Below are 18,628 nucleotides of genomic sequence, written 5' to 3' on the forward strand. Positions count from 1 at the left end.
TGGTGTCGCGATCGACTGACTGACGTAGCGATCTATCGCCTGACTCTTTTAAGATACAAGGGGCGGGTTTTACCAACTATCTATGACTAAAACAAACAATCTCGTAAACCCGTCCCGCCCATACACAAAGGATGCTACCGGACACGAGCTCAAGAATCTTCGCCCCAAACTTTTAGTTGTAAATAAACTAATAGCAAAGCTACAGCCATCAGGAAAGTTGCCGCAGCGGCTGCATAGCCAAAATCAAATTGCGAAAAAGCTTGCTCGTAAATATAATAAACTAGCAAATTAGTAGAGTTCAAAGGGCCGCCGCCGGTGATGACGTAAACTTGCTCGAAACTCCGCAGAGTAAAAATAGCAGTAGTGACGGTAGCAAATACTAAAGTCGGCCGCAAACCGGGTAAAGTGATGTACAAAAATTGCTGCCAAGCATTAGCTCCATCTAATTCTGCGGCTTCGTAACGATTTACCGGAATTGCTTGCAATCCTGCTAAAAATACTACCATATTAAAGCCTAATTGTTTCCAAACACTGAGCAGAATTATCACAGGCATTGCCCAAACTGTGCTGCTAAGCCAAGGAATTGGATTTAAGCCGATCGCCATTAACACACTATTCACCGGGCCTTCGGTTTGAAACAACCACCGCCAACCCAAGCCAACTGCAACTAAAGAGGTAATCGAAGGAATAAAATAAGCGGTGCGGAGAGTTCCTCGCCAAGCAAACGAGCGATTTAGCAAAACTGCTAAGCCCAATGGAATCACTAAACTGGGAATGACGGTTGCAGTAGTAAAATAGAGCGTATTTTGGATAATTTGCCAGAAATCCGGGTTTGTGACTAGACGCCAGTAGTTGTTGAAGCCAATCCAACGCACTCCCGACTGGGTAAAGCTGCCGCTGGTAAAGCTGAGGTAAAATAAATAGGCGATCGGCCAAATCAAAAAAGTACCCAGAAACAGCAAAGCTGGGGCCAGGAAAGTCCAAGCTGCGAGCGCATCATTATCCAACCAGTTAAAACGCCCAAATTTAATCCGAACCATTGGCTTGTAAATTTTAGCTTTTAGTTTTAAATGGTATCACAATCTAGGTCAATGTCAAAATGAACCTTCTCGATATATTAGCTCATTTACCCACTATAGAAACTGAAAGGCTCCTGCTCCGAAAAATTACTTTAAACGATGCGAGCGATATGTTTGAGTATGCCTCAAATCCCGAAGTATCACAATACACAATGTGGTCAACTCACACCTCGCTCGAAGACACTAAATACTTTCTCAGGTCACTTACTAAAATGTACAAAAGACGAGAGCTTGTAGATTGGGGAATTGTCCACAAAGCCGAGAAAAAGTTTATCGGGACTTGCGGATTTGTGGAATGGAGTATGACGCACAGCCGCGCGGAAATTGGCTACGCACTTTCTAGGAGATATTGGGGAGAAGGATACATGAGCGAGGCTGTTAATGCAGTTATTGAATTCGGCTTTCGGGAGATGTTGCTGAATCGAATTATGGCTCGATGTGAAGTTAACAATATTGCTTCCGCTAGGGTGATGGAAAAAGTGGGGATGCAAAGGGAAGGGATATTGCGACAGCACCTATTTGTGAAAGACAGATATTGGGATCTAAAAATTTATTCGATTCTCAGGGAAGAGTTTTTTGAGAATATTGTAGAATAGAATTGAATCAGTAGGTCAGCGAAAAAAAATAATATACTTAGGACTTACACAATATCTCCATGTAGACTGCGCCGAAGCACACCTTACCCTTTAGCTGTATTGTAGAAGACGAGTGAATAGTTTTTATCTTTATGACCAAGAATTTCTTGATGGTACCCGCCACGTGATTTATCCGTGGAATCAATCCAAAATCTAAAATCTAAAATCCTCAAGCCCCCGAATTTATCCGTGGGGTCAATCCAAAATCTAAAATCTAAAATCTAAAATCGAATGACCGCTAATCCAGTATCTGTTAATTCCAATGCCTGCCTGATTTCTCCTGAGATTGGCAAAAGTGGGCTCGATCCGGCCCATCCTCCATTAAAATTAGGAGTTTTAGCATCAGGAAGCGGCAGCAACTTCGAGGTAATTGCCCAAGCCATCCAAAATCAACAACTCAACGCTAAAATCCCAGTATTAATTTACAACAACCCCGAAGCCAAAGCCGCAGCCAGAGCCGAAAAATATGGCATTCCCTCGATTCTGCTCAATCACCGCGACTGCAAAAGCCGCGAAGAATTAGATACAAAAATTGTCAAAACTTTTCAAGAGTATGATATAGAATGGGTAGTGATGGCGGGTTGGATGCGAATTGTTACCAAAGTTTTGCTGGATGCTTTTCCCGATCGCGTTATTAACATTCACCCCAGCTTACTGCCGAGTTTCCCAGGAATTCGCGCCGTGGATCAAGCACTGGCCGCTAAGGTTAAAATCACCGGATGTACGGTGCATATCGCCCGTTTAGAAGTAGACAGCGGGCCGATTTTAATGCAGGCTGCGGTGCCAGTATTGCCTGATGATACCGCAGAAACACTGCACGCTCGAATTCAGGTGCAAGAGCACAAGATTATGCTCGGTGCGATCGCACTTATTGCCGAATCTAATCGAAAATATTGTGACTAAAAACCTCACCAGTGCCGCATCTATCCCTGCATTGCCCGTCAGCGAATCACCCGAAACAGGCCCGCCGTTGACAGACTGCAATCGCCTGAAATTAATTCTCAAAGAAAGGCTCAAAAGGAGCATCGGCCTCAAGGGAGAATTCTATCTGCCTTGCTTGCCATCGATGCTAGATGACTATCTTAAATTACTGTCAGACTTCTTAAACATTCTCGGACAAAACATCGACGCTGCCCAAGCCGAAAACTTGCGAACATTAATCGCCAACGCCTTAGCAGAAGGATTCAAAAATTCCCCCCACGCTAATCTAATAGTTTCATATTTTCCCGCCAATTCCCAAAGCGGTTTAGCCGGCGGCATTACTCTGAATACCAAGATTCAAATCGAATCAATGGCCCAGAAATATCATAGCTGGCCGGATATTCGCCCCGAACCTTTATTCGGCAGCCATCCCGATGCCAAAGTCATCGCCATTGCCGCCGAATTAGGCGAACCGGGAAAAGCACCTATTTTAGATGTCGGTGCGGGCCCAGGGCGGAATAGTTTGCCTTTAGCAAGGTTAGGTCATTCCGTGGATGCGATCGAACTAACACCGATATTTGCCGAGAAACTATCAGCAGCAGCCACCGCCGAAAACTTGCCGATCAATGTCACCCAAGGCGACGTTTTAGATCCATTATTGAGGATGAAAACTTATCGGTACAAATTAGCCATTGCTACCGAAGTTCTCTCTCATTTCCGCTACCCCGAACAAATTCGTCTTTTCCTCGGCAAAATGTCAGATGCTGTTTTAAGCGGCGGGTTTATCTTATTCAGTGCTTTCTTAGCTGTAGATGGGTACGAACCCGATGAAATGGCAAAACAAATGTCTGAATTGTGTTGGTCTTATCTGATTACCCGACAAGAATTGCAAGCAGCAATAGAGGGTTTGCCGTTAGAAATTATTTCTGATGAATCTGTGATTGAATACGAACAAAAACATTTGCCTGACTCTGCGTGGCCGCCGACACCTTGGTTTGTCAGTTGGGCTAGCGGGCGGGATTTATTTTCTGTGCAACAAACACCGCCGTTAGAGTTGCGGTGGATACTTGTTAAACGCTTGTAGAGAGTTAGTATGGTGCGTCAATCGATTTTAGATTTTAGATTTTAGATTTTAGATTCAAGAATCGAAGCATTGACCCCACGGATAAATTCGGGGGGCAAGTTTCATCGGATACAGGTTTTTTATTTCTGGACGGATGAATCCGGGGGCTTGTATCCTGAATGCTTTCGGTCACAATTTAGTTTATCGATGATTGATAAAATAACGCGGTCTAACTCACATCTTGCACCATTCTCAAGAACAGGCAAGATGCCTGTTCCACAAAGATGGAGTTTTCTTGTGGGGTGGGCATCCTGCCCGCCCGCAAAAGGCTAATTGAGAATGGTGCAACATCTCAGGTCTAACGCACCCTACAAAAATTTTTAGCGGTTAAAAATCCAATCCTAAACCTCGGATGCCCGCAATTGTCCGCAGGCTGCATCTGCTTCTAAGCCGCGAGAATACCGCACGCTAACTGCAATTTTCTTTTCCTTCAAAGTCGCAACAAAACTGTTAATTCGATTTGGAGTCGGTCGCTTGTATTCAGCTTCCTGAATCGGATTGTAAGGAATCAAATTGACGTGACACTGAAAACCGCGCAAGTGAGTTGCTAACTCGGCTGCGTGTTCCGGTAAGTCATTCACACCTGCTAAAAGCACGTATTCAAAACTCAATCTGCGCCCCGTCGATCGCACATATTCCCGACATTCTGCGATTAACTCACCCAAAGGATAAGGGCGGGCGCTAGGAATTAACTCTTCGCGCAATCTTTGATTGGAAGCGTGGAGGCTGACGGCGAGGGTAACTTGCAGTTGATGTTCGGCTAGTTGGCTGATGCGATTGCGAATTCCTACTGTAGAAATCGTGATATTTCGCTGTCCAATTCCTACGTCTTGATTCAAACACTTGACAGCAGCTACAACATTATCGAAATTCAGCAGGGGTTCGCCCATTCCCATAAATACGATATGGCTGACTCGGCGGCCGAAATCTTGCTGTACTGTCAAAACTTGATCGACGATTTCGTGTTTTTCTAAATTGCGCTTGAAACCGCCTTTTCCGGTAGCGCAAAAGTCGCAGCCCATCGCGCAGCCAACTTGGGCTGAGACGCAGACAGTCAGCCGTTTATCGGTGGGAATGCCGACTGTTTCAATGATTTGACCGTCTGCCAATTTTAAGAGATACTTTACGGTGGCGTCTGGTGCGACAGATCGATAGTGAATGGTCGATCGCCCGATCGGGATTTTAGCAACAGTCTCGCGCCACTGTTTCGAGAATACAGAAATGTCAGAGATCGATCGCGCACCTTTCTCATAAATCCACTGGTACAACTGCTTTCCCCGATAAGCCGGTTGTCCCTGCTGCTGCACCCACTCCGTTAACTCAGCCAAACTCGCCCCCAGCAAGGGCGGAATTTTACCCGACTCAACAGCCAAAGCAGCAGTCTTGCGAGACTGATTCGCGCCCCTGGGATTACCAGAAGAGTACACCTGAGAAACGGAAGTAGGAGACATAAGTCATCAGAAAATTTAAAGCCACCCTCTATCTTAAAACTTCTCGACCAAAGCTGCCGTTAATCCTCCTGAAGGTACTTATGCAGAAGGCGGAATCTCGAGCGCCCTAAATCCCCCTTAATCAGGGAGACTTTAAGAATAATCCGGTTCCCCCCTTTAAAAAGGGGGGTTAGGGGGCTCTTATTGTGGACTCACAAAGAAAACTCAAAACAGAAATATGCAGAATCAAGAATCCAGTTAATTTTTGGTAAAATTCCCCAAATATTGCGTGTAAATGACCGCAGCCACCTAAAATAAACTCTGGAGTTTGTTAAAGGGTATGCAAATTTGACAGCTTTCCATCACAATTAATGCAACTTTTATGGTGCTAAATATTCTTGCGCTGCCCTTAGCGTTTCAATTTACATCGCCGGGCCCAATTATCTTTCAACTCGGCCCCGTAGCCATTCGCTGGTACGGGCTGTTAATAGCTTCTGCCGTCTTGATTGGGGTCAGTCTGTCCCAATACTTGGCCCAAAAACGCCGCGTCAACCCGGAATTGTTGGGTGATTTGGCAATTTGGCTGGTTCTGGGCGCTATTCCCTGCGCTCGAATTTATTACGTGGCTTTCGAGTGGCAGCAATACGCCCAGAGGCCTGAAGATATTATTGCGATTTGGAAAGGCGGAATTGCCATTCACGGGGCGATTTTGGGCGGCACGATCGCAGCTTTAATTTTTGCGAAAATTCAGCGAGTTTCTTTTTGGCAATTGGCAGATTTAATCGCGCCTTCGGCAATACTCGGTCAGGCGATCGGACGCTGGGGAAATTTCTTTAACTCCGAAGCTTTTGGCAGTCCTACGGATTTGCCTTGGAAACTCTATATTCCGCCAAACAGCCGCCCGCCCGCCTACGCTAATTTTGAATACTTCCACCCCACATTTCTCTACGAATCCCTGTGGAATTTGACAGTATTTGGGTTGCTTCTAACTTTATTTTTCCGCGATTTGCAGGGCAAAATTCGCTTGAAAACTGGTGCTTTATTTTTGGTTTATATCGCAGCTTACAGTTGCGGTAGAGTCTGGATTGAAGGGTTGCGGACTGATAGTTTGATGTTCGGGCCGCTGCGGACGGCGCAAATGGTAAGCTTGACTGGGATCGTTTTAGGGTTGGGCGGGTTGGCTTGGCTTTATTTGCTCGATCGACCTTTACCCGATGTTGTCTCCCCCAATAACGATCGGGCAAAGATCGCTCCGAAATTGCCAGAGGATCAATAAAAAACCCCAGAGAGGTTAGTCTCTAGGGTTCAAAACCAGGGTGCATCTACCATCTCTTACTTCCAACTAAAATAGGTACATCCGGAAGCGTCCGTAAATTTAGCAAATTTTTTAGCAGCCATGAGTTTCACAGAGATTGAAGCCCTAATTCCAGGGGTATACATTGTAGGTGCAGGCCCGGGAGACCCGGATTTGTTGACTGTTAAGGCTCAAAAATTACTGGCTGCGGCTGATGTCATATTATTTGCTGATTCCTTAGTCCCAAAGCAAATTTTGCAGGGGGTGCGCGCGGATGCTGAAGTGATCCAAACTGCGGATAAGACCCTCGAAGAGATTGTACCTTTGATGGTGGAACGAGTGCGCGACGGAAAAAGCGTCGTCCGTCTCCATTCCGGCGATCCCTGTCTCTACGGGGCCGTCGGCGAACAAATGCAAGCTTTGGCCTCGGAGGGAATTGCTTTTGAGGTAATTCCGGGAATTAGCGCTTTCCAACTTGCTGCCGCTAAACTTAAAATTGAGTTGACAGTTCCGGGAGTTGTGCAGACAATTATTTTGACGCGAATTAGCGGCAGAACCGAAGTACCAGAACGCGAAGAATTGGCGAGTTTAGCGGCTCATCAAGCGAGTTTGTGCCTGTATTTGAGTGCCCGCCATGTCGAACAAGCTCAAGCTAAATTGATGGAACATTACCCCTCGGATTTGCCTGTAGCGATTTGTTATCGGTTGGGCTGGCCAGATGAAAAAATTGTGCTAGTTCCCCTTGACCAAATGGCCGTTGCTACCCGTGAAAATAATTTGCTGAGAACGACAATGTATGTGATTAGTCCGGCGTTGGGAAAATCAGCAGAAGGGCGATCGCGCTTGTACCATCCAGAGCACGATCGGCTTTTCCGAGCATCGAAGGAAGTTCGGCAACGGATTTTGTAACTGATGTAACGGATGTCAGGAAGAAAGTTCGGCAACGGATTCTGTAACGGATGTAACGGATGTCAGTCTCATGGAAGTCGGAAGAGGGAATAAGGAGCAATTATGAAATAACCAATAACCAATTACCAATTCCCAATTCCCCAATCTAAAATCTAAAATCTAAAATCTAAAATCGCCATGACTGATTTAACTCGCAGACAATTTATCATTGTCACCGCATTAAGCGCCGGATTTACTTTAGCAGTTCATCCTCTGGCGGCTGCCGTTATCAATACGGATGCTGCTGGTTTAGTTGCAGGTGAGGTAAAAATTCCCGTAAAAGACGGCTCAATTCCAGCATACAGAGCCATGCCAGCCAGCGGCAGCAATTTTCCAGTAATTTTAGTAATTCAAGAAATCTTCGGAGTTCACGCCCACCTTCAAGATATTTGCCGCCGTTTGGCCAAATTAGGTTATTTAGCGATCGCCCCAGAAATGTTTGCCCGTCAAGGTGATGTTTCTAAAATGACCGACATTCAAGAAATTAGGAGTAAAGTTGTCTCGAAAGTTCCTGACGCTCAAGTTATGTCCGATTTAGATGCAACCGTAGAGTGGGCACAAAAGTCAGGAAAAGGCAATACTAATAAGTTGGGAATTACAGGATTTTGCTGGGGTGGCAGAATAGTTTGGCTGTACTCTTCCCACAACCCGAAAGTCAAAGCAGGAGTGGCTTGGTACGGGCGTTTGGTTGGCAATTCTACGGATTTAACTCCCAAACAGCCGATCGACATTGCAGCCAGTTTGAAAGTGCCTGTATTGGGGCTTTACGGCGGCAAAGACGAGTCAATTCCCAACGATACAGTCGAGAAAATGCGGGAAGTTCTCAAAACTGGCAGCAGCGGTTCCGAAATTGTGCTTTATCCAGATGCGCCGCACGCTTTTAACGCCGACTATCGCCCCAGTTACCGGAAAAAAGAAGCTGAGGATGGTTGGAAACGGATGCAAGATTGGTTTAAAAAGTATGGAGTTTCATAATAGTTGTGAGTTGTTAATTTTCACTTAAAACGGGTGTCAAGTTTGGGCTCGAAAAAGGCAATATTAGCGAATAGCCCTTAAGACAGGTGGGTTTGTGGGCCCGACATTGGTAAACTGGGCGGTGTAGAATTATCGATCGAACAGGTAAGCCCGTGCTAGACGAACAAGCTAAAAAGACCATCTTGCGGAAAATCCCTCACGGATTGTACATCTGCGGTGTCAAAGACGGGGAGGAAGTCAACGGTTTCACCGCTAGCTGGGTGATGCAATCTTCCTTTACCCCTCCGTTAGTTGTCAACTGCGTCAAGCAAGACTCCAAATCCCACGCCATGATCAAAGCTAGCGGTGTCTTTGCTTTGAGTTTCCTAGAAGCAGAACAGAAAGACTTAGCCCAGAAATTCTTCAAGCAGCAGCGCCGCGTTGGCAATAAATTTGAGGATGTAGAATTTTATCCCGGCGCGGAAACTGGTTGTCCGATTATCTCGGATTCTCTGGGTTACGTCGAGTGCAAAGTTGTCGGTGCTGTGGAACACGGGGATCACACGGTTTATGTGGGAGAAGTTGTGGCTGCAGGCGTCCACCGCGAGGGCAATCCGTTGCTGCTAGAAAGCACGGGTTGGAATTACGGCGGCTAAAGACTTGGCAGTTGGCAGTTGTTAGTAAAAAAAACTAACACTGAGAAACCCGGTTTCTTTAAAAGTCCGGGTTTCTGAATAGTAAACAAATTTATAAGTTGAATTAGAGCGACCTATTTATTACTTGCGAGAGTTAGCCGTCGCATAACTAATAAAAAATCGGCGACAATTCTCTCAGCGTTGTCTGGAGTTAAAATTGGTACGTGGACGAAAATACATTGAGCGGCTATTTGAGAATCGCAAATATGTTTTAAAACCGCATAATATAGGGCTTCGCATACAAATTTTCCGGCTTCGTGACTGATTTCTGTGGCAGCTAAATCAGCGACCAGCGGTTCGAGATTAACTGCGGTTTTCCGAATGTCGCGATCGCAACAAGCGCAAGATTCTACGGTTAATTTTTGCCTGCTTTCGGCCATGCCACAGCAGATAATAGTATCGGGTTGGAGTTGATTGATTTGGGCGATCGCTAAATTAGGTGCTAGCTGAAAATCTACTGGCAGTTTCCTCAAAAAAGTCAGGGAATCAGGCAAAGATTTGATTTGGGAAATCTTGTCTAATAAGTCGTCCGAAGAGTTGGATTGCTGATGGGGAAGCCAAGTATCAAATGAGGTTAGCAGGATTTTCGCCGTCATATTTGTGCAATAATACTGATATTGATAATATAAGGCAAGTAAGTCAATGTCTGTCATTGCAGTAGTAGACTATGACATGGGCAATCTGCACTCAGTCTGTAAAGGCTTGGAAAATGTGGGTGCAGTGCCAAAAATTACAGATTCTCCTGCTATAATCGAGCAGGCTGATGCGGTGGTTTTGCCGGGAGTTGGTTCCTTTGACCCGGCAATGCAGAATTTAAGATCGCGCAATTTGATAGAACCGATAAAAAGGGCGATCGCCTCGCGAAAACCTTTTTTAGGCATTTGTTTGGGTATGCAAATTCTGTTGGAAAGTTCGGAAGAAGGTGTAGAACCGGGATTGGGCGTTATTGCGGGAAAAGTGCGCCGGTTTCGCTCGGAACCGGGTTTGACAATTCCCCACATGGGATGGAATCAATTGCAATTTACTCAGCAGAATTTGTCGTTGTGGGAAAATTTACCGTCCGATCCTTGGGTTTATTTCGTGCATTCTTATTATGTCGATCCGGTGGATTTGGAAGTGCGATCGGCAATTGTGACTCACGGTAGTCAAAACGTGACGGCGGCTATAGCTAAAGACAATTTGATGGCCGTGCAATTTCACCCGGAAAAGTCTTCGACTACGGGATTGCAAATGCTGTCAAATTTTGTCAGTCGGGTGAGGGAAAAAGTACCTGCTTAGGTGGCATGAGTCTTGAAAAACCCGGTAGATTGCCGAAACCGGGTTTGACATTTTTAAAACTCTTCTTCCTTCTTCCTTCTTCCTTCTTCGGACTTCCATCGGACTGACATCCGTTACATCCGTTACATCCGTTACAGAATCCGTTGCCGAACTTCCTTCTTCCTAAATGAGTTTAAGAATCTGTGGCAATCGCCAAATCAAAACCCTGCCGGGACTCGCAACTCGCCCTACACCTTCGCGAGTCAGAGAAGCTTTATTTAATATTTGGCAAGGGACGATCGCAGATTGCAGATGGCTTGACATTTGTACAGGCAGCGGTTCGATGGGTGCAGAAGCTTTGTGTCGTCAAGCCGCGAGTGTCACTGGCATCGAACAGTCGGCGAAAGCTTGTGCGATTATCCGCGAAAACTGGGAGCAAGTAGCAGACTCGTCCCAAACATTCCAAATACTGCGGGGAAACGCGACGGCGAAGTTGGCAACACTAGCGGGGCAGCAGTTCGATCGCATTTACTTCGATCCCCCCTACGCCAGCGACTTGTACGAACCTGTGTTAAACACGATCGCCAGCCAAGAAATGCTAGCACTCCTCGGCGAAATCGCGATCGAACACAGCCCGGAGCGATCGATACAACCGATTTCCGGTCTAGAAATTTGCCGCCATAAAATATACGGCAATACAGCATTAACCTTCTACACACGCAGTGGCTGACAGGCTCAAACAGCAGCAGCCTCACTCCTCGACGCAGAAAGAAACCGGGTTTCATGGCGTTGGCGCGCCCGGGACTAAAAGTTTTTCCCTTGGATACAATACAAATTTTTCCGATGAAGTTAAGCTTTGTGCGTAGGTTGTCAGAGCAAGTTGCTTGAGCGATTGACGAAATAAATGGAGTTTAGGCTGAAAATAAAGACTTTCAGTTGTAACATGAACCCAAAGTGTGAGTGTGAATATTCCTAAAGGAGTGAATATGGTTCAGACACCTTCGCGCCCTCGTGGCAGCGAGTTTCCGGCTGCTAACTCGGTACAGCCAGCCAAACGCGATACGATTCTGCTGGGAGATAGCCTCCCCCTGCCCAATACCAAACTCTTCGGCACAGACGGCATTCGCGGGAAAGTTGGAGAATTGCTTAATGCACCCCTAGCCCTGCAAGTGGGCTTCTGGGCTGGACAAGTTCTACGGCAACATTCCCCCAACCAGGGGCCTGTGATTTTGGGGCAAGACAGCAGGAATTCCAGCGATATGCTGGCAATGGCACTGTCAGCGGGTTTGACAGCCGCCGGTTTAGAAGTTTGGAATTTGGGCTTGTGTCCCACTCCCTGCGTTGCTTATCTGGCAAGCGTTTCGGAGTCGGTCGGCGGAGTGATGATTTCGGCTTCTCACAATCCCCCAGAAGACAACGGCATTAAGTTTTTCGACTCAAACGGCTCGAAGCTGTCGCAGCAGTTGCAGGAACAAATCGAAGCCGGAATCCGGGGGGCAAAGGTTCCGGTTGCTAGCTTGGCTTGGGGACACCACTACCATCGGTCTGAGTTGGTTAAAGATTATGCCACTTCGCTCTGTGATTCGCTGCAACAGATGAATTTGGAGGGAATGCGGATAGTTTTGGATTTGGCTTGGGGGGCCGCTGCGGGTTTGGGGCCGGCGGTGTTCGCGCAAATGGGGGCGGAGGTTATCTGTTTGCACGACTCTCCTGATGGCGATCGTATTAATGTTAACTGCGGTTCTACTCATCTCGACTGTTTGCAAGCGGCTGTTTTGGAACACGATGCCGATTTGGGATTTGCTTTTGACGGCGATGCCGATCGAGTTTTGGGTGTTGACAACCAAGGTCGATCGATTGACGGCGATTACATTCTTTATCTGTGGGGCCGGCAGTTGCGCGACTCCCAACAGTTACCGTCCAATTTAATTATTTCTACTGTAATGGCTAACCTCGGCTTCGAGCGAGCTTGGGAAGAATTGGGCGGCAAACTAACTAGAACCAACGTCGGAGATCAGTACGTTCACGCTGAAATGCAGCGCACCGGTGCGATGTTGGGCGGCGAACAGTCTGGACACATTCTTTGTCCGCATTATGGTATCAGCGGCGACGGTTTGCTGACAGCTTTGCATTTGGCTTCGCTGGTGCGCCAGTCCGGGCAATCTTTGGCACAATTGGTAAGTGGCAGTTTCCAAACTTATCCGCAGTTGCTGCGAAATATTCGGGTGGACGATCGCGAAAAACGCCTGAAATGGCACGAGTGCGAGGCAATGCAAAGGGCGATCGAACGTGCTACAACAGCAATGGGAGAACAGGGACGGGTTTTGGTGCGCGCTTCTGGCACTGAACCGCTAATGCGAGTTATGGTGGAAGCTGCCAGCGCCGAATTGGCTAATTTCTGGACTGAAAATTTAGTTTTAGCCGTTCAGCAACACATAGCTATCTGATGGAAATGGGGAATTAATCTGAAGGAAGAAGGGATAAGCAAGAGGGAATAATAAATAAGGAAGAATAAAGAAGCCTCTAGATAAATATAGGGGATATTGAAACCAATCTCTCATTCTTTATTATCTCTTGCTTATTCCCTCTCTCCTAAATAACTAAATCCTTCTTTCTTCATTTCCCCATTTCTGATTTTATGAACAGTAAATCAATTCAAAATGGGCGGCTGCATCTAATTTCGTTAAATTTTTTAATTGTCGTCATATTAATAACGGGGATATTTTTTCGCTTTACTAATCTGGATCGCAAAGTCTACTCGTTCGACGAATCTATTACCTCGCTGCGAATTTCTGGCTACACCTGGACGGAAATGGTGCAGCAAGATTTTCAAGGTAAAATAATTAGCGTCGAAGATTTGCAGCAGAAATACCAGCAGATAAATCCCGAAAAGACTTGGTTGGATACTGTTAAAGGTTTAGCTACAGAAGAACCTCAACTGTCGCCGCTGTATTTTATTTTAGCCCGATTTTGGGTGCAGTTGTTCGACCCGCAAGTAGGGACTGTCAGAAGTCTTTCAGCTTGGATTAGTTTGTTAGTTTTCCCCAGCGTTTATTGGCTGTGCTGGGAATTATTTGGCTCTGCGTCTGCGGGATGGATGGCTGTTACAATCGTTGCTGTTTCACCTTTTCACGTCTTGTACGCGCAAGAGGCAAGACCCTACATGATGTTTGCAGTCCTGGTTTTGCTGTCGAATGCAATTCTGCTGCGGGCGATCGCCCTACAAAAATCTCCCGCGACATCTAAATTGAGCAAGGCTATTTGGTCTATTTATGCGATCGCCCTGACTTTAGGACTTTATTCTAGTTTATTATTTTTTTTAGTAATATTCGCCCACGGCATCTATGTAATTCTAACTAAAAATTGGCATTTTTGCAAGACATTAATTGCTTATTTACTAGCTTCAGCGGCAGCAACAATCCTTTTTGCTCCTTGGATTTGGATATTATTTTATAACGCGCCAAAAATCGAAGCAACAGTAGGCTTACCCCGCATTTCCCTGTCTTTCCTATCTTCACTTAAACCTTTAATTCTCATCACCTGCCGAATGTTTATCGACACGCATTGGGCGGGCGGAATTATCAAATTGTGTTCGAGCGGTATTGCTACAAATTTAATCAGACTGATTGTAGCGGCCCTATTGCTGTTAGCGATCGCACATTCAATATACTCGCTCTGCCGCTCAACTCCCAAACGAGTTTGGCTGTTTGTCTTGACAGCGATCGGAATTACAGCGATAGTATTGATAGCAGTGCGAGGCGTTGCCGATCGCTATCTGGTTCCCTATATTTTAGCAATCCAGATAGCTGTTGCCTACCTATTCACCGCTAAAATTGCAGCCGCCAGCAATCCCAGACAACAAAAGCTGTGGCAGCTCGGTTTAATAGCGCTAATATCGAGTGGAATAGTTTCTTGTGCCGTCAGCTCACAGTCGCAACTTTGGTGGAACAAGTATCCTTCTAGCACTAAATACAATCCGCAAGTAGCGGCGATTGTCAATCAATCCCAAAAACCTTTAGTAATCACTCACGGAGGCAATAACATCACAGGAAAAATACTGTCTGTCAGCTATCTGCTGAAGCCGCAAGTACAGCTTTTGCTGGCAGTTAAACCCGAGCAAGTTAAAATTCCTGATGGTTTTAGCGATGTATTTCTCTACCGAGCTACAGAAGCATTGCAAATTGAACTATAAAAAGTGCAAAAATATAAAATTACACCAATTTACAAACCGGGTGATGTCTGGCTTTGGCGTGTTGAGAAATAAGGAAAATGGCAAGTGCACATGATGATTTCTGTTGTGATACCTACCTACAACCGCGAGCAACCCCTGCGAGAGACATTGGCTGATGCGATGCGGCAAAATTACCCGAATTTTGAAGTGCTGGTAATCGATCAAACTCGCAACCACGAATCAGAAACTCAAGTTTATTTACACGAATTGGCAAATGCTGGCAAAATTCGCTGGTTTAGAGTAGATTGGGCGAGTTTACCTGCTGCTCGAAATTATGCAGTGCGGCGCGCAGTTGGAGAGATTATTTTATTTATTGATGATGATGTACAATTGCCAGAGGGTTTTTTGGCGGCTCACGCTGACAACTATTTAGAAAAACCCGATGTGGGATGTGTGGCGGGCCGGGTTTTTGACAGAATGAAACTGGATAATTCTGGAGGCGATTTGGCGATCGAATATTTGCCCTTAGAAGCGATGGATGCCGGGATTGCCTGGTATTTTATCGATTTGGTACATACAGTAAAACCGCAGGAGGTGCTCTCGGCTAGAGGCTGCAATATGTCATTTCGCAGGCAGGTTTTTGCCGAGTGGGGGCTGAGGTTTGACGAGCGGTTTACAGGGAGTGCGGTGCGGGAGGAGTCGGATTTTTGTTTGAGATTGCGATCGACTGGCATGAAAATTTGGTACGATCCCAATGCGTGTTTAGTTCACTTGGGGGAAGAGAGCGGCGGGTGTCACGATGTCAGCACGCGATCGATCGAATATCAAATCACATTCTATCACAATCACTTTCTAATGGGATTGAAAAATTTAACAGCCTTTCAATGCCTGCGATTTTTTGCCAAACTCTTTGACTGCCACATTTTGGGAAATCCGCCTTGTTATAAAAGCCACTCGCCGATTAAAATTATAACTAGATTTGCTTTTTATATCTTGGGTTTTCTCAGTGCTATAAATACAGTAATTCAATCTCTGTGGAATGATGGACAAATTTACAGCCATCAAGACAATATTAACGATCAATAATTCCCTATTCCTTCCCCCTTCCCCTAAATGAGAATTCTCGTTGCCAGTCACACCTATATTGTGGACATTAACCGGGAAAAATTCAAGATCTTAGCAAGCCTAGAACCCGATATTGAAGTAACAGTTGTAGTGCCGCAGCATTGGAAACCCGGAGGCGTACAAAATAAAATTATAGAAACAAAATTTTATCAAAAGGGTTCATTTCAAGTAGTCCCCGTCTCCAACTTTAGTCAAAACAATCAAGGCTTGCTAACTTTTGGCACAGATTTAATTAAACTTTTGCAAAACTTTAGACCGCAGATCACCCAAGTTGAACAAGGTTCAAAGTCTCTGGCTTGCGCTCAATTAATTTTATTAAATAAACTGCTCAAACTCCAAGCAAAAAATATATTATTTACCTGGTGGAATCTGCCTTATCAATTGAATTGGCCTGTTTCAGTATTAGAAAATTACAATCTTCAGCACACCGACGGAATTATTGCAGGCAATCTAGATGGAGCTAAAATTTTGCGGCAGCGGGGCTATCAAGGTGCGGTAAAAGTAATGCCACAACTCGGAGTAGATGAAACTTTGTTTCGTCCTACTGCTAAAGACGCTGATTTATCGCGCAGGTTCGGCATTGCACCGACCGATTTTGTGGTAGGGTTTGTAGGGCGATTTGTCGAAGAAAAAGGACTGTTGACTTTAGCTGAGGCCTTAGCAGGGTTGAAAAAAATCTCTTGGAAGTGGCTGTTAGTAGGACAAGGAATTTTGCGGACGAACATCGCCGAAAAATGTATTGAATGGGGAATCAGCGACCGAATAATCTGGGTAGAAAGCGTTTCCCACGAAGAAATTCCCCCCTACATTAACTTAATGAACTGTTTGGTATTGCCTTCGCAAACCAGCTATAAATTCAAAACTTTGACCACTGTGGGCTGGAAAGAACAATTCGGTCACGTTTTAATCGAAGCGATGGCCTGTAAAATTCCGGTTATCGGTTCCGACTGCGGGGAAATTCCCCACGTCATCGGCGATGCGGGCTTAATATTCCCCGAGGGAAATGCAGGGGTTTTGCGCGAGTGTTTGCAGCAATTGATGCAGCGGCGGGAGTTGGCGGCCGATTTGGGCGATCGGGGTTATCAGAGAGCGATGAGTAATTATACCAATAAAGCTTTAGCTGAGCAGTTGTTAGAATTTTACAAAGAATTGTTGTAATTTTTAGCAGTATAATGCAAGTGTTAAATATCAAGCTGTAGTAAATGTCTATTCCTTCCGACATACGCTCTTTGGTTGACGAACTCTACCAGGTACTGCACGATACCGAAAGCCAAGCCACGCAGGGACTTTTTGCACTTAGAACAGGAATGTCTCGTTTTCCAGAAAATGAAATACTGATGCAATACTTTTCTTGCATTAGTAATTTTCAATTCTGCGTAGCAGGTACTCGCTTACAAGCAGAGAACATTGTGCACAATATATTGCTGGCTGGTGTGCCCGAGGAAGATGTTCAAAAAGCAGGAGATTATTTAGCAACCTTGCTACGTATGGCTCCTGAATCGAGAATTATGATAGACAAAGTAATTGAGAGATTAGAAGCATTGCCATGAAACAATTACCAGATGAAAGTCAACTCCTGGAAATCCTTGAAATTGTAAAAGCTGCGGAAGCTAAAGCCAGTGAAATGTATGAATTTTCCAAGACAATGGCTCACAATACCCAAGTTACAGCCACAAAGAGAGAGGAAGCTGAACAGCTAGACGGGCAGCCTTTTCCAGATAATTAAATTTGTACTGGGAGATGTTGGTATCTTGATTTAAAGAACTATCCCCCATGCGAATTCTCCAAATTATCCCCTCAATTTCCCTCGTCTACGGCGGGCCGAGTCAAATGGTACTCGGACTTTCTGCGGCCCTCGCGGCCAAAAACATTGATGTCACCATTATCACCACAGATTCTAACGGAGATATCGGTCAACTTCCCTTAGATGTTCCTCTCAATGAACCAATACAACAAAACGGCTATCAGATTATTTATTTCCGCTGTTATCCCTGGCGCAGATATAAGTTTTCTCTGAGTTTATTGCAGTGGTTGAATGCAAATGCGCGGGAATTTGACCTCGCCCACATTCACGCTCTTTTCTCACCGGTAACTACCTTTGCTGCCACAATTGCTAGATATCGCCACTTACCGTATATTATCCGTCCCTGCGGTATGCTTGACCCCGCTGATTTGCAGAAAAAAAAGCACTTGAAACAGATTTATGCCACGCTTTTAGAACGCCCTAATTTAGCAGGGGCAGCCGCAATTCACTTCACAAGTAAAGAAGAGGCTAAAATCTCAGAAAGATTTGGTTTGAACTGCACAGGCAAGATGCCTGTGCCACAGGATTTGGACTTCACAGGCAAGATGCCTGTGCCACGGGATTTGGTGATTCCATTGGGGGTGACAGCAGGTTTGTTTCCTAAGAGATTGCGGGAATCTCAAGTGCCAATCATCTTATTTATGTCGCGAATTGAACCTAAGAAAGGGCTTGATTTGCTAATTACAGCATTAGAAAGTATTTTGGCATCGGGAATAAATTTTAAGTTTATTTTAGCTGGTTCAAACCCCCAAGATGCTGGTTATGAAACAAGAATTAAAGTACAAATTCAGAATTCAATATTAGCACAACACACAACAATAACTGGCTTTGTGAGCGGCGATTTAAAACTTGAACTCTTGACAAAAGCTGACTTATTTGTCTTGCCTTCTTATTACGAAAACTTTGGCATTGCTGTAGCAGAAGCGATGGCCGCCGGTGTACCTGTCGCCATTTCCGATCGCATACATATTGCGGAAGACATACAGCAAGCAGAAGCTGGTTGGGTGGGGCCTTTGGAAGTAGGGGCGATCGCCAATTCAATCAAATCAGCACTTCTCAATCCACAGGAGCGTCAACGCCGGGGATTGAACGGCCAAGAGTATGCCAAAAAGCATTATAACTGGGAGGCGATCGCCCAGCAAACCATCGATGCTTACCAGCAGATTTTGTCATCTCTTAACTAATGCAACAG

Annotated in this window: 19 protein-coding genes; 16 read left to right on the forward strand and 3 right to left on the reverse strand. The window is 45.4% G+C overall.

The genetic code is table 11. The features are described 5' to 3' along the window. Window positions 1-149: 149 nt before the first annotated feature. Window positions 150-1,040, reverse strand: a complete 891-nt coding sequence (locus QUB30_RS28265; protein ID WP_333340616.1) for a sugar ABC transporter permease — start codon at window positions 1,038-1,040, stop codon at window positions 150-152. A 59-nt stretch (window positions 1,041-1,099) separates the two neighbouring features. On the opposite strand from QUB30_RS28265, the gene QUB30_RS28270 reads away from it, so the two are divergent. The 3 genes from QUB30_RS28270 (at window position 1,100) to QUB30_RS28280 (ending at window position 3,719) form a co-directional block, all read left to right on the forward strand. Further along, window positions 1,100-1,675, forward strand: coding sequence for a GNAT family protein (locus QUB30_RS28270; protein WP_333340618.1), 576 nt, complete (start codon window positions 1,100-1,102; stop codon window positions 1,673-1,675). A gap of 270 nt (window positions 1,676-1,945) precedes the next feature. Next, window positions 1,946-2,617, forward strand: coding sequence for a phosphoribosylglycinamide formyltransferase (gene purN / locus QUB30_RS28275; RefSeq protein ID WP_333340621.1), 672 nt, complete (start codon window positions 1,946-1,948; stop codon window positions 2,615-2,617). After that, a complete protein-coding gene (locus QUB30_RS28280) occupies window positions 2,610-3,719 on the forward strand; it encodes a class I SAM-dependent methyltransferase (protein WP_333340624.1) in 1,110 nt (369 codons plus the stop codon). The genes purN and QUB30_RS28280 overlap by 8 nt, the downstream gene beginning before the upstream one ends. Before the next feature lie 380 nt (window positions 3,720-4,099). Here QUB30_RS28280 and rlmN read toward each other — a convergent pair whose 3' ends face one another. Next, on the reverse strand, window positions 4,100-5,209 hold the full coding sequence (rlmN, locus tag QUB30_RS28285) for a 23S rRNA (adenine(2503)-C(2))-methyltransferase RlmN (protein WP_333340627.1): 1,110 nt from the start codon (window positions 5,207-5,209) through the stop codon (window positions 4,100-4,102). A 361-nt stretch (window positions 5,210-5,570) separates the two neighbouring features. On the opposite strand from rlmN, the gene lgt reads away from it, so the two are divergent. From lgt to QUB30_RS28305, 4 genes are all read left to right on the forward strand, one after another. Continuing rightward, window positions 5,571-6,464 carry a prolipoprotein diacylglyceryl transferase gene (gene lgt / locus QUB30_RS28290; RefSeq protein WP_333340629.1) on the forward strand — a complete coding sequence of 298 codons (894 nt, stop codon included), beginning with the start codon at window positions 5,571-5,573 and terminating at the stop codon, window positions 6,462-6,464. Window positions 6,465-6,584: 120 nt separating this feature from the next. Next, window positions 6,585-7,391: a precorrin-4 C(11)-methyltransferase gene (gene cobM / locus QUB30_RS28295; protein ID WP_333340631.1), complete on the forward strand. Its 807-nt coding sequence runs from the start codon at window positions 6,585-6,587 to the stop codon at window positions 7,389-7,391. Window positions 7,392-7,568: 177 nt separating this feature from the next. Continuing rightward, window positions 7,569-8,405 carry a dienelactone hydrolase family protein gene (locus QUB30_RS28300; protein WP_333340635.1) on the forward strand — a complete coding sequence of 279 codons (837 nt, stop codon included), beginning with the start codon at window positions 7,569-7,571 and terminating at the stop codon, window positions 8,403-8,405. A gap of 152 nt (window positions 8,406-8,557) precedes the next feature. Beyond that, window positions 8,558-9,040, forward strand: coding sequence for a flavin reductase family protein (locus QUB30_RS28305; protein ID WP_333039820.1), 483 nt, complete (start codon window positions 8,558-8,560; stop codon window positions 9,038-9,040). Window positions 9,041-9,153: 113 nt separating this feature from the next. Here QUB30_RS28305 and QUB30_RS28310 read toward each other — a convergent pair whose 3' ends face one another. Continuing rightward, entirely contained in the window at window positions 9,154-9,732 is a 579-nt protein-coding gene (locus QUB30_RS28310) for a pyroglutamyl-peptidase I family protein (RefSeq protein WP_445300558.1), read from the reverse strand. Between QUB30_RS28310 and hisH the strand changes: the two genes are divergently transcribed. The 9 genes from hisH to hpsP all read left to right on the forward strand — a co-directional run bounded on the left by hisH (window position 9,722) and on the right by hpsP (window position 18,620). Continuing rightward, entirely contained in the window at window positions 9,722-10,357 is a 636-nt protein-coding gene (gene hisH / locus QUB30_RS28315) for an imidazole glycerol phosphate synthase subunit HisH (RefSeq protein ID WP_333340638.1), read from the forward strand. The two genes, QUB30_RS28310 and hisH, sit on opposite strands and share 11 nt — an antisense overlap. Window positions 10,358-10,523: 166 nt before the next feature. Then, a complete protein-coding gene (rsmD, locus tag QUB30_RS28320) occupies window positions 10,524-11,066 on the forward strand; it encodes a 16S rRNA (guanine(966)-N(2))-methyltransferase RsmD (RefSeq protein WP_333340642.1) in 543 nt (180 codons plus the stop codon). 256 nt (window positions 11,067-11,322) lie between these two features. Then, window positions 11,323-12,783, forward strand: coding sequence for a phosphoglucosamine mutase (gene glmM / locus QUB30_RS28325; RefSeq protein WP_333340644.1), 1,461 nt, complete (start codon window positions 11,323-11,325; stop codon window positions 12,781-12,783). A gap of 191 nt (window positions 12,784-12,974) precedes the next feature. Further along, window positions 12,975-14,528: a glycosyltransferase family 39 protein gene (locus QUB30_RS28330; protein ID WP_333340647.1), complete on the forward strand. Its 1,554-nt coding sequence runs from the start codon at window positions 12,975-12,977 to the stop codon at window positions 14,526-14,528. A gap of 90 nt (window positions 14,529-14,618) precedes the next feature. Continuing rightward, window positions 14,619-15,593, forward strand: a complete 975-nt coding sequence (gene hpsN, locus QUB30_RS28335) for a hormogonium polysaccharide biosynthesis glycosyltransferase HpsN (RefSeq protein WP_333340649.1) — start codon at window positions 14,619-14,621, stop codon at window positions 15,591-15,593. 27 nt (window positions 15,594-15,620) lie between these two features. Then, a complete protein-coding gene (hpsO, locus tag QUB30_RS28340) occupies window positions 15,621-16,790 on the forward strand; it encodes a hormogonium polysaccharide biosynthesis glycosyltransferase HpsO (RefSeq protein ID WP_333340652.1) in 1,170 nt (389 codons plus the stop codon). Window positions 16,791-16,834: 44 nt separating this feature from the next. Next, window positions 16,835-17,182 carry a hypothetical protein gene (locus tag QUB30_RS28345; RefSeq protein WP_333340655.1) on the forward strand — a complete coding sequence of 116 codons (348 nt, stop codon included), beginning with the start codon at window positions 16,835-16,837 and terminating at the stop codon, window positions 17,180-17,182. Next, window positions 17,179-17,358 (forward strand): hypothetical protein, encoded by a 180-nt coding sequence (locus QUB30_RS28350; protein ID WP_333340657.1) that lies wholly within the window; start codon window positions 17,179-17,181, stop codon window positions 17,356-17,358. Before QUB30_RS28345 ends, QUB30_RS28350 begins: the two co-directional genes overlap by 4 nt. Window positions 17,359-17,405: 47 nt before the next feature. Continuing rightward, window positions 17,406-18,620: a hormogonium polysaccharide biosynthesis glycosyltransferase HpsP gene (gene hpsP, locus QUB30_RS28355; protein WP_333340659.1), complete on the forward strand. Its 1,215-nt coding sequence runs from the start codon at window positions 17,406-17,408 to the stop codon at window positions 18,618-18,620. Window positions 18,621-18,628 lie beyond the last annotated feature (8 nt).

The organism is Microcoleus sp. BROC3 (assembly GCF_036702515.1).
Lineage (GTDB): Bacteria > Cyanobacteriota > Cyanobacteriia > Cyanobacteriales > Microcoleaceae > Microcoleus.

Bases quoted from the DNA above. Each gene is read 5' to 3' on its own strand.
- hpsN (WP_333340649.1), top strand. From the start codon at position 14,619: ATGATGATTTCTGTTGTGATACCTACCTACAACCGCGAGCAACCCCTG.
- QUB30_RS28265 (WP_333340616.1), bottom strand. From the start codon at position 1,040: ATGGTTCGGATTAAATTTGGGCGTTTTAACTGGTTGGATAATGATGCG.
- rsmD (WP_333340642.1), top strand. From the start codon at position 10,524: ATGAGTTTAAGAATCTGTGGCAATCGCCAAATCAAAACCCTGCCGGGA.
- QUB30_RS28310 (WP_445300558.1), bottom strand. From the start codon at position 9,732: ATGACAGACATTGACTTACTTGCCTTATATTATCAATATCAGTATTAT.
- QUB30_RS28350 (WP_333340657.1), top strand. From the start codon at position 17,179: ATGAAACAATTACCAGATGAAAGTCAACTCCTGGAAATCCTTGAAATT.
- rlmN (WP_333340627.1), bottom strand. From the start codon at position 5,209: ATGTCTCCTACTTCCGTTTCTCAGGTGTACTCTTCTGGTAATCCCAGG.
- QUB30_RS28345 (WP_333340655.1), top strand. From the start codon at position 16,835: ATGTCTATTCCTTCCGACATACGCTCTTTGGTTGACGAACTCTACCAG.
- cobM (WP_333340631.1), top strand. From the start codon at position 6,585: ATGAGTTTCACAGAGATTGAAGCCCTAATTCCAGGGGTATACATTGTA.
- hpsP (WP_333340659.1), top strand. From the start codon at position 17,406: ATGCGAATTCTCCAAATTATCCCCTCAATTTCCCTCGTCTACGGCGGG.
- QUB30_RS28270 (WP_333340618.1), top strand. From the start codon at position 1,100: ATGAACCTTCTCGATATATTAGCTCATTTACCCACTATAGAAACTGAA.
- purN (WP_333340621.1), top strand. From the start codon at position 1,946: ATGACCGCTAATCCAGTATCTGTTAATTCCAATGCCTGCCTGATTTCT.
- hisH (WP_333340638.1), top strand. From the start codon at position 9,722: ATGTCTGTCATTGCAGTAGTAGACTATGACATGGGCAATCTGCACTCA.
- glmM (WP_333340644.1), top strand. From the start codon at position 11,323: ATGGTTCAGACACCTTCGCGCCCTCGTGGCAGCGAGTTTCCGGCTGCT.
- lgt (WP_333340629.1), top strand. From the start codon at position 5,571: ATGGTGCTAAATATTCTTGCGCTGCCCTTAGCGTTTCAATTTACATCG.
- QUB30_RS28330 (WP_333340647.1), top strand. From the start codon at position 12,975: ATGAACAGTAAATCAATTCAAAATGGGCGGCTGCATCTAATTTCGTTA.
- hpsO (WP_333340652.1), top strand. From the start codon at position 15,621: ATGAGAATTCTCGTTGCCAGTCACACCTATATTGTGGACATTAACCGG.
- QUB30_RS28300 (WP_333340635.1), top strand. From the start codon at position 7,569: ATGACTGATTTAACTCGCAGACAATTTATCATTGTCACCGCATTAAGC.